This window comes from Sinorhizobium sp. KGO-5 (assembly GCF_036245905.1).
Lineage (GTDB): Bacteria > Pseudomonadota > Alphaproteobacteria > Rhizobiales > Rhizobiaceae > Sinorhizobium > Sinorhizobium meliloti_A.
On sequence record NZ_BDIZ01000001.1, the window covers coordinates 1,579,118 to 1,592,372 of the forward strand.

The 13,255-nt window shown below is 63.3% G+C and carries 12 protein-coding genes; 6 read left to right on the forward strand and 6 right to left on the reverse strand.

The window, feature by feature from the left end; genetic code table 11:
* The first annotated feature begins 40 nt into the window (after positions 1–40).
* The 3 genes from BHD07_RS07480 to pssA all read left to right on the forward strand — a co-directional run bounded on the left by BHD07_RS07480 (position 41) and on the right by pssA (position 3,613).
* The gene (locus BHD07_RS07480; protein ID WP_100672093.1) at positions 41–1,924 is read left to right on the forward strand and encodes an ABCB family ABC transporter ATP-binding protein/permease; all 1,884 of its coding nucleotides are present in this window, start codon (positions 41–43) and stop codon (positions 1,922–1,924) included.
* A 105-nt stretch (positions 1,925–2,029) separates the two neighbouring features.
* Positions 2,030–2,728 (forward strand): phosphatidylserine decarboxylase, encoded by a 699-nt coding sequence (locus BHD07_RS07485; protein ID WP_018094641.1) that lies wholly within the window; start codon positions 2,030–2,032, stop codon positions 2,726–2,728.
* Between the two features lie 9 nt (positions 2,729–2,737).
* The gene (pssA, locus tag BHD07_RS07490) at positions 2,738–3,613 is read left to right on the forward strand and encodes a CDP-diacylglycerol--serine O-phosphatidyltransferase (RefSeq protein ID WP_100672094.1); all 876 of its coding nucleotides are present in this window, start codon (positions 2,738–2,740) and stop codon (positions 3,611–3,613) included.
* Positions 3,614–3,733: 120 nt separating this feature from the next.
* Here pssA and BHD07_RS07495 read toward each other — a convergent pair whose 3' ends face one another.
* From BHD07_RS07495 to alr, 5 genes are all read right to left on the reverse strand, one after another.
* Positions 3,734–4,474 (reverse strand): SDR family NAD(P)-dependent oxidoreductase, encoded by a 741-nt coding sequence (locus BHD07_RS07495; RefSeq protein WP_100672095.1) that lies wholly within the window; start codon positions 4,472–4,474, stop codon positions 3,734–3,736.
* 11 nt (positions 4,475–4,485) lie between these two features.
* Positions 4,486–5,976: an amidophosphoribosyltransferase gene (gene purF, locus BHD07_RS07500; RefSeq protein ID WP_018094644.1), complete on the reverse strand. Its 1,491-nt coding sequence runs from the start codon at positions 5,974–5,976 to the stop codon at positions 4,486–4,488.
* Between the two features lie 146 nt (positions 5,977–6,122).
* Positions 6,123–6,722, reverse strand: a complete 600-nt coding sequence (locus tag BHD07_RS07505; RefSeq protein WP_100672096.1) for a CvpA family protein — start codon at positions 6,720–6,722, stop codon at positions 6,123–6,125.
* A gap of 75 nt (positions 6,723–6,797) precedes the next feature.
* A complete protein-coding gene (gene radA, locus BHD07_RS07510; RefSeq protein ID WP_100672097.1) occupies positions 6,798–8,201 on the reverse strand; it encodes a DNA repair protein RadA in 1,404 nt (467 codons plus the stop codon).
* A 123-nt stretch (positions 8,202–8,324) separates the two neighbouring features.
* On the reverse strand, positions 8,325–9,464 hold the full coding sequence (alr, locus tag BHD07_RS07515; RefSeq protein ID WP_100672098.1) for an alanine racemase: 1,140 nt from the start codon (positions 9,462–9,464) through the stop codon (positions 8,325–8,327).
* A gap of 132 nt (positions 9,465–9,596) precedes the next feature.
* Between alr and BHD07_RS07520 the strand changes: the two genes are divergently transcribed.
* The 3 genes from BHD07_RS07520 to BHD07_RS07530 all read left to right on the forward strand — a co-directional run bounded on the left by BHD07_RS07520 (position 9,597) and on the right by BHD07_RS07530 (position 11,588).
* The gene (locus BHD07_RS07520) at positions 9,597–10,454 is read left to right on the forward strand and encodes an AraC family transcriptional regulator (protein WP_100672099.1); all 858 of its coding nucleotides are present in this window, start codon (positions 9,597–9,599) and stop codon (positions 10,452–10,454) included.
* 181 nt (positions 10,455–10,635) lie between these two features.
* A complete protein-coding gene (locus BHD07_RS07525) occupies positions 10,636–11,289 on the forward strand; it encodes an AzlC family ABC transporter permease (protein ID WP_100672269.1) in 654 nt (217 codons plus the stop codon).
* Positions 11,286–11,588: an AzlD family protein gene (locus tag BHD07_RS07530; protein ID WP_100672100.1), complete on the forward strand. Its 303-nt coding sequence runs from the start codon at positions 11,286–11,288 to the stop codon at positions 11,586–11,588. Before BHD07_RS07525 ends, BHD07_RS07530 begins: the two co-directional genes overlap by 4 nt.
* 92 nt (positions 11,589–11,680) lie before the next feature.
* On the opposite strand, the gene BHD07_RS07535 is transcribed toward BHD07_RS07530, so the two are convergent.
* Entirely contained in the window at positions 11,681–13,180 is a 1,500-nt protein-coding gene (locus BHD07_RS07535; protein ID WP_003531702.1) for a replicative DNA helicase, read from the reverse strand.
* Between the last annotated feature and the right edge of the window lie 75 nt (positions 13,181–13,255).

Genomic DNA, 13,255 nt, shown 5'->3' on the forward strand with positions numbered 1-13,255 from the left:
CGCATGTCTTCGTCAATCAAATCATGAAGCGGACTGAGACGTGCCCCAGAAGAAGACGGTTTCCGCCGACAGTGCCAATCCCATCGAAACCATAGCGAATCTGTGGCCATACATGTGGCCGGCGGACCGGATCGATCTGAAGCTGAGGGTCGTCTGGGCGACGGTGATCCTGGTGATCGCCAAGATGGTGCTCATCCTTGTCCCCTATTTCTTCAAATGGGCGACCGATGCGCTCAACAACAAGCCCGACGCGCTCGGTTTCCTGCCTCAGTTCCTGACCGGCGCCGTCATGCTGGTACTCGCCTATAATCTCGCGCGTTTGCTGCAGGCGGGCCTGAACCAGCTGCGCGACGCGCTTTTCGCCAGTGTCGGCCAGCATGCCGTCAGGCAGCTTGCCTACAAGACCTTCGTTCACATGCACCAGCTCTCGCTGCGCTTCCATCTCGAGCGGCGCACGGGCGGGCTTTCGCGCATCATCGAGCGGGGCACCAAGGGCATCGAGACGATCGTCCGCTTCACGATCCTCAACAGCGTGCCGACACTCATCGAGTTTCTGCTGACGGCGGTGATCTTCTGGTGGGGCTACGGCTTCACCTATCTCCTGGTGACCGCTGTCACGGTATGGCTCTACATCTGGTTCACGGTGCGTGCGAGCGACTGGCGCATCGCCATTCGACGCTCGATGAACGACAGCGACACCGATGCGAACACCAAGGCGATCGATTCGCTCCTGAATTTCGAGACCGTGAAATATTTCGGCAACGAGGAGATGGAGGCGAAGCGGTTCGACAAGTCTATGGAGCGTTACGAGCGGGCCGCGACGCAGGTCTGGACGTCGCTCGGCTGGCTGAACTTCGGCCAGGCGCTGATTTTCGGTGCCGGCACGGCGGTGATGATGACGATATCGGCGCTCGCCGTACAGCGCGGCGAACAGACCATCGGCGACTTCGTCTTCATCAACGCGATGCTGATCCAGCTCGCGATCCCGCTGAACTTCATCGGTTTCGTCTATCGCGAAATCCGCCAGGGCCTGACCGATATCGAGCACATGTTCGATCTGCTCGACGTTCGGGCGGAGGTCGTCGACCGGCCGAACGCGAAGGAGCTCGAGATCGAAAGAGGCGCAATCGCCTTCAGGAACGTCCAATTCGCCTATGATCCGGCACGGCCGATCCTGAAAGGGATCAGCTTCGATGTGCCCGCCGGAAAGACGGTCGCAGTCGTCGGCCCCTCAGGAGCCGGCAAGTCGACATTGTCGCGGCTGCTCTACCGCTTTTACGATGTCCAAGAAGGCTCGATCACCATCGACGGTCAGGACGTGCGTGACGTCACCCAGAAGAGCCTGCGCTCCGTGATCGGAATGGTGCCGCAGGACACTGTGCTTTTCAACGATACGATCGCCTACAATATTCGTTACGGCCGGGTGACTGCGAGCGATGCGGAGGTCGAGGCAGCCGCCGAGGCGGCGCAGATCGCCGATTTCATCCGTGACCTGCCGGAAGGCTTCCGCGCCATGGTGGGCGAGCGCGGCCTGAAGCTTTCGGGCGGCGAGAAGCAGCGCGTCGCGATTGCGCGAACCATCCTGAAGGCGCCGCCGATTCTGATCCTCGACGAGGCGACGTCGGCGCTGGACACGAAGACGGAACAGGAAATCCAGGCTGCGCTCGATATCGTGTCGCGCAATCGCACCACGCTCGTCATCGCCCATCGCCTGTCGACGGTCATCAACGCCGACGAGATCATCGTCCTGAAGGACGGCGTCATTGCCGAACGCGGCACCCATGGCGAACTGATCGACCGCGGCGGTCTTTATGCTTCCATGTGGAGCCGCCAGCGCGAGGCAACGCAGGCCGAAGAACAGTTGAAACGCGTGCGTGAGAGCGACGATCTCGGCATCGTCGACCGCGGAATGCCGGCGCTCTGATCGCAATGATGTTACCGCGAGTCCTCTATCTCCCGGCCTCGACATTGCCGGGCTGTCTGATTCGCGCTAGTTCACGTCGCAAAGCAAATATGGAGAGTAGAGTTCATGAGTTTGATCGACACAGTGCGCAACACGCTCGTACCGGTCCACAGGGAAGGCTACCGCTTCATTGCGATTTTCTTTGTCGTGTCGCTGGCGCTCGGCTTCCTCTGGGAGCCGCTGATGTGGATCGGCTTCGTTCTGACCGCCTGGTGCGCCTATTTCTTCCGCGATCCGGAGCGCATGACGCCGATCGACGACGATCTCGTCATCAGCCCGGCGGACGGCACCGTATCGTCGGTCGCCACCGTGACGCCGCCTGAGGAACTGGGCCTCGGATCGGAGCCGATGCTGCGCATTTCGGTCTTCATGAACGTCTTCAATTGCCACGTGAACCGCGCGCCGATGAGCGGCACGGTACGACGGATCGCCTACCGTGCCGGCAAGTTCGTGAATGCCGAGCTGGACAAGGCAAGTCAGGAAAACGAGCGCAACGGCCTCGTCATCGAAACGAAACACGGCCAGATCGGCGTGGTCCAGATCGCCGGTCTCGTGGCCCGCCGCATCCTCTGCTGGACGCGGGAGAGCGCGTCGCTCGAGGCGGGCGAGCGTTTCGGCCTCATCCGCTTCGGCTCGCGTCTCGACGTGTTCCTGCCTGCCGGTGCGGAACCGCGCGTGACGGTCGGTCAGACGGCCACCGGCGGCGAGACGGTGCTCGCCGAATTCGGGTCGGCGAAGGGCCCGGTCATCAGCCGGCGCGCGTGAGGACAGGTCATGGAAGAGCCCCGCCACGAACAATCCGCAGGAAGCCCTGAACAGTCCGCCGCTGAGCACGTGGACGCCACCGGCACCCACGACAAGGCCCGCGGGCCCCGGTTGCGGGAGATTCCGCTACGGCTGATGGTCCCGAACATGATCACGGTCCTGGCGATCTGCGCCGGCCTCTCGGGCGTCCGGCTGGCATTCGAGAATCGGTTCGAACTCGCAGTTGCGATGGTTCTCCTTGCCGCTTTCCTCGACGGCATCGACGGGCGCATCGCGCGTCTTCTAAAGGCGACCTCGAGTTTCGGGGTCCAGATGGACTCGCTTGCCGACATCATCAATTTCGGGGTCGCGCCCGCGCTCGTCCTCTACGTGTTTCTCCTCGATCAGGCGCGTTCCCTCGGCTGGATTGCGGCGCTGATCTACGCCATTGCCGTCGGTCTGAGGCTGGCGCGCTTCAACGTGATGGCGGAGCGCCAGGTCAAGGCGTCCTGGCAGTCGGAATATTTCGTCGGCGTTCCGGCGCCGGCCGGTGCGATGCTGGTTTTGCTGCCCGTCTATCTTGGCCTGCTCGGTCTTGCGCCGGAAAGGACGTTTGCGCTGATCGCGTCGGTCTATACCGTCCTGATCGCCTTCCTTATGGTCAGCCGTCTTCCTGTCTGGTCCGGCAAGTCGGAGAACCGCGTCCGCCGGGATCTGGTCCTTCCCGTCATCCTGGTCGTCGTCTTCTACGTGGCGACGCTGATGACCTATACGTGGGAGACGATGGTGGTGACTGCGGTGGCCTATCTGGTGAGCCTGCCCTTCGGTGCCCGATCCTGGCAGCGCAAATATGGCGACTGGCCGGGTGGCCACGGGAACGACGGTTTGCCGGGGGACAGCGAATAGCTGACGGGTTACCGCGAGCGAGGATGCCCGCCGGGGGCGGAGCATCAGTCGCCAATCACCTTCGCGCCGCTTGCGGGGAGAAGGTGGCCGGCAGGCCGGATGCGGGGAAGCGCCGCCGGCCTATTCCGGCATGCGGTAGTCGACGATCTTCTTTTCCCGAACGATGAAGAGCTTTCCCGTCTCGGTCTGCTCGGGGCCGAGCAGCGGCAACAGCGCCTGAGCCACCTCGGAGGGATGCGGTAGGGTCTCGGGATCTTCGCCGGGCACGGCCTGCGCCCGCATGGCGGTGCGCGTGGCGCCCGGATCGACGCTGAGGATGCGCAGCGGCAGGCGCTGCGTCTCGTAGGCCCAGGTGCGTGCCAGCGCCTCGACCGCAGCCTTGGAGGCGGAGTAGGGCCCCCAGAAGGGCTTGCACTTGTGCGCCGCGCTCGAGGAGAGGATGAGGGCGCGGCCGGCATCCGAACGGACGAGCAACGGTTCGAGCGAACGGATCAGGCGCCAGGTCGCGGTGACATTGATGGCCATCACCTTTTCGAAGACCTTGGCTTCCACATGGCCGATCGGCGAGATCGTGCCGAGGACGCCCGCATTGGCAACCATGATGTCGAGCTTGCCCCAGCGCTCGTTTATGGCACCGCCGAGCTTGTCGATGGCGGCCATGTCCGACAGATCGAAGGGGACGAGCGTTGCCGAACCGCCGAAAGCCTTGATCGCGTCGTCCAGTTCTTCGAGGCCGCCGAGGGTGCGGGCGCAGGCGACGACGTGGGCGCCGGCCCTGGCGAGTTCAAGAGCAGTGAAATAGCCGATCCCGCGCGATGCGCCGGTGACGACGGCGATCCGGTCTTTCAGATTGGGCGTCATGTTGTTGTTCGTTATCCGTTGCTTGCGAGAACCGAGAGTTTGCGAACGTTGCTCGCTGCCCCCTGGTCGAGAAGGCGGGTCGGGTAGTCTCCGGTGAAATAGTGATCGGTGAACTGCGGCGCCTGTGGGTTGCGCGTCTCGCCGCCGACGGCACGATAAAGCCCGTCGATGGAGAGGAATTCGAGCGAATCGGCGCCGATGAAGCGACACATGGAGGCGAGGTCGGCATGCTGGTTGGCGAGCAGCTTGTCACGGTCCGGCGTATCGATGCCGTAGAAATCCGGGTGGAAGATCATCGGGCTTGCGACGCGCACATGCACCTCGCGCGCGCCTGCGTCACGCATCATCTGGACGATCTTGACCGAAGTGGTGCCACGGACGATGGAATCGTCGACGAGCACGACGCGCTTGCCGGCGATCATCGCCCGGTTCGCAGAATGCTTGAGCTTGACGCCGAAGGCGCGGATCTGCTGCGTCGGCTCGATGAAGGTCCGCCCGACATAGTGATTGCGGATGATGCCGAGTTCGAAGGGGATACCGCTTTCCTGCGCGTAGCCGATTGCAGCCGGAGTACCGCCATCCGGAACGGGCACCACGACATCCGCCTCGACGGGGGCTTCGATGGCGAGGTTCTTGCCCATGTTCTTGCGGGCGACATAAACGTTGCGGCCGCCGACGACTGAATCCGGCCGGGCGAAATAGACGTATTCGAAAAGGCAAAGGCGTTCCGGCAGCGGATTCTGCGGCTTGCGGGCATCGATGGTGATCGACCCGTCCGCCTGAATCTCGCAGATGACGATTTCGCCGTTCTCGATATCGCGAACGAACTTGGCGCCGATGATATCCAGCGCGCAGGTCTCCGAGCAGAAGATCGGCTTGCCGTCGAGTTCGCCCATGACGAGCGGGCGAATGCCGTTCGGGTCGCGGGCGGCGATGAGCTTGGTGCGCGTCAGAGCCAGCATCGAATAGCCGCCTTCGACCTGGGCGATCGCGTCGGCGAAGCGGTCGCTGGAGGAGACGTGTTTCGACCGCGCGATCAGGTGCAGCACCACTTCGGTGTCGGATGTCGACTGACAGATGGCACCGTCTGCAATGATCTGGCGCCGGAGCGTCAGCCCGTTCGTAAAGTTGCCGTTGTGCGCGATTGCGATTCCGCCTTCCTGCAGCTCGGCAAACAGCGGCTGGACGTTGCGCAGGACCGTCTCACCGGTGGTGGAGTAGCGTACATGGCCGATCGACATCGAACCGGGCAGCTTCGCGAGCGTCGTGGGATCGGTATAATGGTCGCCGACGAGACCCATGCGGCGCTCCGAATAGAACTGCCGCCCGTCGAAGGTGACGATGCCGGCGGCTTCCTGCCCGCGATGCTGGAGCGCATGCAGGCCGAGCGCCGTCAGCGCGGCGGCGTCCGGATGCCCGAGAATGCCGAAAACGCCGCACTCCTCATGAAGGGTGTCGCCGTCGAGTTCGTCATGAATTTCGCTGGATCTGAGATCGGTCATCGCAATTCGCCTTTGCTACGTGCCGGTGCGCATATCGTGATCGGGCCGCCAGTCTTCAAGCGATCTTACCCGAAAACACTGACAAGCGTCATTCCAAATGGATAAAGCCCGCACAGCGGGCTTTGTCGCAAACTTTCCTGTCGATCTCAGCCGTTCGTCGCCGGCGCTTCCTCGCCGGGCGCCTGTTCCGTCTGAGCCGGCGGCGTCTCGCTTTCGCCTTCGCCGGTCGTATCCTTTCCGCGCAAGCGGTCGAGAATGGTGGCGTCGGCCTCTTCCGGCAGCAGCGCTACCAACTGATTGCCGAGATTGTCGAGCAGCGGCTTCGACTTCGCGTGGGTCACCCAGACAGGCTGCTGCTGCGGCGCCACCAGCCAGTTGAAGAACAGCATGGCGACGACGACGAGCAGAATGCCGCGAGCGGCTCCGAACAGGAAGCCGAGCGTGCGGTCGAGCGCGCCGATGCGGCTGTCGATGATGAAATCGGCCACCCGCATCGTGATGAAGGAGATGATGATCAGTGCGATCAGGAAGATTACGGCCGCCGAGCCGATCATCGCGACCGTTCCGCTGGTCGTGTACTGGCTGGCGTAGGGCAGAAGATGCGGATAGAGGAAATAGGCCGCGGCGGCTGCGCCGACCCAGCTCGCCACCGACAGAACCTCGCGCGAGAAGCCGCGAACCATCGCGAGGATGGCCGAAAACAGCGCGACGCCGAGAACGATACCGTCGAGAATTGTGATGGGCATGTTGTCCTTACTCCGACTTCACCGCCAATCGCCAGGCGGCACATCCTGTTGATGCTCCAGGGCGCGGCTATTCCGTCAGTCCTCGTCATTCGTCTGCTGCAGGGCACGCCGCGATCCCGCGATACGCGCCACCAGATCCGGCAGGCTTTCCATCTCGCTCCAGCGGCCGTTGCCGTTCTTCGGCAACTCGGTCGATGCAGATGGCAGGACGGCCTGGGAGAAACCGAGCTTCTCGGCTTCCTTGAGACGTTGGGCGGTATGCGCAACCGGCCGGACTGCACCCGACAAGCTGACTTCGCCGAAATAGACGCAATCGGCCGGCAGGGCAAGCCCGGCAAGCGACGAAACCAGTGCGGAAGCCACAGCGAGATCGGCCGCCGGTTCGGAAATGCGATAGCCGCCCGCGACATTGAGGTAGACGTCGTGCTGGCCGAGGCGAATGGCGCAATGGGCTTCCAGCACGGCGAGGATCATCGAAAGGCGGGCCGAATCCCAGCCGACCACCGCGCGGCGCGGCGTTCCGAGCGATGTCGGCGCGACCAGCGCCTGTACCTCGACAAGCACGGGCCGCGTGCCCTCCATGCCGGCGAAGACCGCGGCACCCGGCGATTTCGCGTTGCGTTCGCCGAGAAACAGCTCCGACGGGTTGGCGACCTCGCGCAGGCCCTTGTCCGACATTTCGAAAACGCCGATCTCGTCGGTCGGTCCGAAGCGGTTCTTCACCGTCCTGAGGATGCGGTAATGATGGCCGCGGTCGCCCTCGAAATAAAGGACGGCATCGACCATGTGCTCGACGACGCGCGGGCCGGCGATCTGGCCCTCCTTCGTCACGTGGCCGACCAGCACGACCGCCGTGCCCGTCTGCTTGGCGAAGCGGATCATCGCCTGCACGCCGGTGCGGACCTGCGTCACCGTGCCCGGTGCGGAGTCGACGATATCGCTCCAAAGCGTCTGGATCGAATCGATGATGACGAGGTCCGGGCGCTTGCCCTCGGAAAGCGTCGCGAGGATATCTTCGACATTCGTCTCGGCCGCAAGAAGCACGTCGCTGTCGGCGGCGCCAAGCCGCTGAGCACGCAGGCGGACCTGGGCGATCGCTTCTTCGCCCGAGACATAGATCACCCGATGCTTCCGGCGGGCAAGTGCCGCGGCCGCCTGCATCAGTACGGTCGACTTGCCGATACCCGGATCTCCGCCGACGAGCAGTGCGGATCCGCGAACGAAGCCGCCGCCGGTCACGCGATCGAGTTCCGAAATGCCGGTGTGGATGCGCGGCGCGTCTTCGATCTCTCCGGACAGCGTGGTAAGTGCGACGGGACGCCCCTTCTTCGGCGTGCGCATGGGACCGCCGCCGATCCCCCCCGTCGGGTCATCCTCGATGATCGTGTTCCACTCGCCGCAACCGTCGCACTTGCCCACCCAACGGGAATGGACAGTGCCGCAATTCTGGCAGACGAACTGGGTGCGGGCTTTCGCCATGGATGTCGGCTTTCGGATGTTTGCGGGCGGATGGCGGAATTGCCGCCGCCCGAGAATCACTCTTGGCGGTCACATAATGCCGCGAATTCCTGATTGAAAGGACGATATTCCTTTGCGCCTTGTTCAAGCGCCTCCGACATAGGTCCGATGATACCGGCGGCCGAGACTCGTCAGCAGCTCGTAGCCGATGGTGCCGCCGGCGCGCGCGACGTCATCGATGGCGACATTGCGCCCGAAGACCTCGATGTAATCGCCGGCACGCACGGCCGTTTCCGGCAGGTCAGTGACGTCGAACAGGCTCAGATCCATAGTCACCCGCCCGACATGCGGCACCTTCATACCATGCAGGAAACCGAAGGCGCCCGAGGGCATCGCCTGTCTGAGGGTGACGCCGCCGCCCGAAACCGAACGGTGGTAGCCGTCGGCATAACCGATCGCGACCGTCGCAATGCGGCTGTCGCGGCCGAAGCGGACCGAGGCGCCGTAGCTTGCCGTTTCGCCGGATGGAACCGTCCTGACCTGCACGATGCGCGCTTCGGCGGTGACGACCGCTTTCATCGGATTGACGGCGCCGTCGATCGCTTCGCCGCCATAGACCGCGATACCGGGCCGGGTGAGATCGAAGTGGTAGTCCGCGCCGAGGAACACGCCGCCGGAATTTGCGAGGCTTGCCGGCACGCCCTTGAAGGCGGCCGTAACCTCGCGGAAACGCTGAAGCTGATAGCCGTTCATCGGGTGTCCAGGATCGTCTGCGCAGGCCAGATGGCTCATGACGAGGACCGGCGAGAAACTCGCAGGCCGCGCAGGGTCGTGGGCGAGGGCAACGGCCTCCTCAGGCGACAGGCCGAGCCGGTTCATGCCCGTGTCGACGTGGAGAACGCAGGGGTGGTCGCCCCGTTCGGAAAGCGCTGCCATGAAGACCGCCAGCTGCTCCTCCGAGTTGATGATCGGCACGAGATCGTTCTCGAAGAAGAGTTCCTCGTTGCCCGGCCACATTCCCGCGAGAATGTAGATTCGCCCATCCGGAACAAGCGGGCGAAGCTCGGCCCCTTCTTCGACACTGGCCACGAAGAAATCGCGCGCGCCGGCGGCATAGAGAGCCGGTGCGGCATGCACGACGCCGAGGCCGTAGGCATCGGCCTTCAGAACGGCGGCGGTGCGGGCTTTTCCGGACCGCTGGTTCATCGCCCGCCAATTGTCGGCAAGCGCGGTGAGGTCGACGGTGAGCCTGCTGGAGGCGGAAAGAAACTCGGGGCTTTGCATACTGGAACTCTGCGTGGGCGATACCCGCAGCAATACATCCAAGTGCCCCGTGCCGCAAACGGCCGACGCAATGCTCCGGCCGAAAGCACTTTTATGCAAGACGAGCCTTTTCTCGCCCGATAAGATCGGCCGATGGAAACGATCTCACAGGAAAAGGCCATCGAGGCCATGCCGCTCGAGGGAGCCGAGAGGACTCGTTTCTGGCGCGACCCGCGCTTCAAGGGCATGGAGTGCCTCAGCGCGACCTTCATCACACACGAATTTGCCCCCCACGCGCACGACACCTTCAGCATAGGTGCGATCGAAGCGGGTTCCCAGATCAGCACGATCAAGGGGGAACGATCGCAGACGGGCCCGGGAGATCTCTATCTCATCAATCCGGATGAAATCCACGACGGGCATCCGGGTCATGAAGGCTACCGCTATCGGATGATCTATCCATCCACGGACCTGCTGGTGGAGATTCTCGAGGATGTGACCGGCCGCTCCTTCAAGGGAACGCCGTCCTTCTCGCGGCTGCTTCTCACCGATAGAGAGCTTGCGATCGGCTTTCATCGTGCGCACCGCGCATTGGAAGGCAAGGTCGGTACGCTCGAAGCGGACGAAAGCATGTTCGGGTTCCTGGCCCGGCTCTTCGAGCGCCACGGCAACGCTATCATCGTCCCTCTGCAGACGCGCGAGAGTTCAGCCGTGCACCGGGCACGCGACTATCTTGTTGAAAATTACACGCACGATATCGGGCTGGAGGAACTTGCGAAGCTGGCGGGGCTCAGCCGCGCCCATCTGATCCGCGCCTTCCGAAAGGAATTTCACATCACCCCGCATGCTTTTCTCACCGACAAGCGGGTGCGGGAAGCCAAGGCCCTTCTGCGCAAGGGCTGGTCTGCGGCGGACACCGCCTATCACTGCGGCTTTGCCGATCAGGCGCATTTCAGCCGCCATTTCAAGGCTCGAACCGGCGTCACGCCGGGCACCTATCGCTCAGGCTGATCACTTTCGTTCAAGACGGGTGTCTTCTGCCGGGCTACCTGCTGGCGCTCTTCCAGGAAAAGCGCGTAACGGTTTTCCTCCGGGAGTGCGCAATTTCAGAAGATTGGTGTTGCAGGTACGGGAGATCCCTGGCGTGAAAAAGGTGCGGGCAGTCGAGGAATTCTGGGGAGGTTTCAGGGCGATGGCACCGCTTATCGTGGCGGTGATGCCGATCGGGCTCGTCTTCGGGGCCGTCGCCGCAACCAAGGGCCTGTCGACCCTCGAAGTCGTGATGATGAGCGCGCTGGTCTTCGCCGGCGGTTCACAATTCGTCGCGCTCGACATCTGGACTCATCCGGCCTCCTGGGCGGCCCTCGGATTTTCGGCTCTGCTCGTCAATATCCGCCATCTTCTGATGAGCGCATCGATCGGGACGAAGATGCCGGCCTTCTCGGGGCCGGCGAGATATGCCGCGATGCTTCTCCTTGCCGACGAGATATGGGCCATGGCCGAGGTCCGAGCCGGTGAGTCGCGCCTCACGCCCGCCTGGTATGCGGGCCTCGCGGTCCCGTTCTACCTGGTCTGGGTGCTTGCCGGCCTTGCCGGCTCGCTCGCCGGCGCGTTCCTCGGAGACCCGAAAGCGCTCGGTCTCGATTTTGCGTTTCCCGCGGTCTTCATCGTCCTGGTCATGGGTTTCTGGAAGGGACGAGAGACCGGCGCGGTTCTCGCTGCGAGCGCTGCGGCCGCGGTCCTCGCGCACCAACTTCTCCCCGGAGTCTGGTATATCGCAGCCGGCGCGGGGGCGGGCGTCATTGCGGCGCTCTTCACCGGGGAACGTCAGGAAGCCCGCGCATGACGCTCGATCCGCACACGCTTCTTGCGATCGTCGCGATGGCCGTGGCGACCGTGCTGACCCGGATCGGCGGTCTCGTCCTCATCCGTTTCGTCACGATAGGTCAGAAGCAGAAGCGGGCGCTGGAGGCGATTCCACCGGCCGTATTGATGGCCGTCATCGCGCCGACGGCGCTGGTCACCGGGCCGGCCGAAACGCTCGCAACCCTCGCGACAGCGCTTGTCGCCACGAGGCTTCCGCTGCTGGCCGCCGTGGCGGCCGGCGTGATCGCCGTGGCGGTTGCGAGGGTGTTCGTGGGGTAGAGAGCCCGTTTTCCGTCCGGAAGTGCGTTGGACCAGAGACTTAGAGCATTTCAGTGTTTCGATGAAACATTGTAATGCTCTCAGTCCGCCCCTCAGTGCTCGTACTGCGTAAACGACGGATCGGCGAGATCCGAGAAGCGCGTGAATTCCGACTGGAAGGCGAGCTTTACGGTGCCGGTCGGTCCGTGGCGCTGCTTGGCGATGATCACGTCGGCCGTGCCCTTCACCTTCTCCATCTGCATCTTCCACTCTTCGTATTTCGGATCGAACTCGTCGCGCGGTTCCATGTTCTTCACGTAATATTCCTCGCGGAACACGAAGAGAACCACGTCGGCGTCCTGTTCGATCGAGCCCGATTCACGCAGGTCGGAGAGCTGCGGCCGCTTGTCCTCGCGGCTTTCCACCGCGCGCGAAAGCTGCGACAACGCGATGATCGGCACGTTGAGTTCCTTGCCGAGCGCCTTGAGGCCGGTGGTTATCTCGGTGATTTCCTGTACGCGATTTTCGCCCGACTTCTTCGAACCGGTCATGAGCTGGATGTAGTCGACCACGAGTACGTCCAGGCCGCGCTGCCGCTTCAATCGGCGCGCACGCGCGGCAAGCTGGGCGATCGAGATACCGCCGGTCTGGTCGATATAAAGCGGCACTTTCTGCATCATCTGCGAGCAGGCGACCAGCTTCTCGAAATCCGCTTCCGAAATGTCACCGCGGCGGATCTTCGAGGAGGAGACTTCGGTCTGCTCGGAGATGATACGGGTAGCGAGCTGTTCGGACGACATTTCGAGCGAATAGAAGCCGACCACGCCGCCGTTCTTGGCCTTGAAGGAGCCGTCGGGCTGTACCTCCGGCTCGTAGGCGGCGGCGATGTTGTATGCGATGTTCGTCGCGAGGGAGGTCTTGCCCATGCCCGGACGGCCGGCGAGGATGATCAGGTCCGAACGCTGCAGTCCGCCCATCTTCCCGTCGAGGGAATGGATGCCGGTGGAAATGCCGGAGAGGTGACCGTCCCGCTCGAACGCCTGTCCGGCCATGTCGATCGCGAGCGCCACCGCGTCGTTGAACGATTGGAAGCCGCCGTCGTAGCGCCCGGTCTCGGCGAGTTCGAACAGGCGCCGTTCGGCATCCTCGATCTGGCTCTGCGGCGGCATGTCGAGCGGTGCGTCATAGGCGATGTTCACCATGTCTTCACCGATGGTGATCAGCGACCGGCGGAGCGCCAGGTCGTAGATCGCGCGGCCGTAGTCCTCCGCATTGATGATGGACACGGCTTCGGCGGCGAGGCGCGCGAGATATTGCGCAACCGTCAGGTCGCCGACCTTCTCGTCGGCCTTGAGAAAGGTCTTGACCGTCACCGGGTTGGCAGTCTTGCCCATGCGGATGATTTCGCCGGCGATCTCGAAGATCCTGCGATGCAACGGCTCATACAGGTGTACGGGTTTGAGGAAGTCCGACACCCGGTAGAAGGCGTCGTTATTGACGAGAATGGCGCCGAGCAGGGCCTGTTCCGCTTCCAGATTGTTCGGCGCCTCGCGATAATGCTGTTCCGCCTGATCCTTGGCCAAAGGGGCGAGCTTTCGCGCTGCGTCGTTCATCGTTTTCCGTTTCCGCTTATGATCCCGTGAGGCACCCGGTTTGCTGACTGTTGCCCGCCGCGTCTAGTGCAGGCA

Bases quoted from the DNA above. Each gene is read 5' to 3' on its own strand.
- BHD07_RS07485 (WP_018094641.1), top strand. From the start codon at position 2,030: ATGAGTTTGATCGACACAGTGCGCAACACGCTCGTACCGGTCCACAGG.
- radA (WP_100672097.1), bottom strand. From the start codon at position 8,201: ATGGCGAAAGCCCGCACCCAGTTCGTCTGCCAGAATTGCGGCACTGTC.
- BHD07_RS07520 (WP_100672099.1), top strand. From the start codon at position 9,597: ATGGAAACGATCTCACAGGAAAAGGCCATCGAGGCCATGCCGCTCGAG.
- BHD07_RS07495 (WP_100672095.1), bottom strand. From the start codon at position 4,474: ATGACGCCCAATCTGAAAGACCGGATCGCCGTCGTCACCGGCGCATCG.
- pssA (WP_100672094.1), top strand. From the start codon at position 2,738: ATGGAAGAGCCCCGCCACGAACAATCCGCAGGAAGCCCTGAACAGTCC.
- BHD07_RS07505 (WP_100672096.1), bottom strand. From the start codon at position 6,722: ATGCCCATCACAATTCTCGACGGTATCGTTCTCGGCGTCGCGCTGTTT.
- BHD07_RS07530 (WP_100672100.1), top strand. From the start codon at position 11,286: ATGACGCTCGATCCGCACACGCTTCTTGCGATCGTCGCGATGGCCGTG.
- alr (WP_100672098.1), bottom strand. From the start codon at position 9,464: ATGCAAAGCCCCGAGTTTCTTTCCGCCTCCAGCAGGCTCACCGTCGAC.
- BHD07_RS07535 (WP_003531702.1), bottom strand. From the start codon at position 13,180: ATGAACGACGCAGCGCGAAAGCTCGCCCCTTTGGCCAAGGATCAGGCG.
- purF (WP_018094644.1), bottom strand. From the start codon at position 5,976: ATGACCGATCTCAGATCCAGCGAAATTCATGACGAACTCGACGGCGAC.
- BHD07_RS07525 (WP_100672269.1), top strand. From the start codon at position 10,636: ATGGCACCGCTTATCGTGGCGGTGATGCCGATCGGGCTCGTCTTCGGG.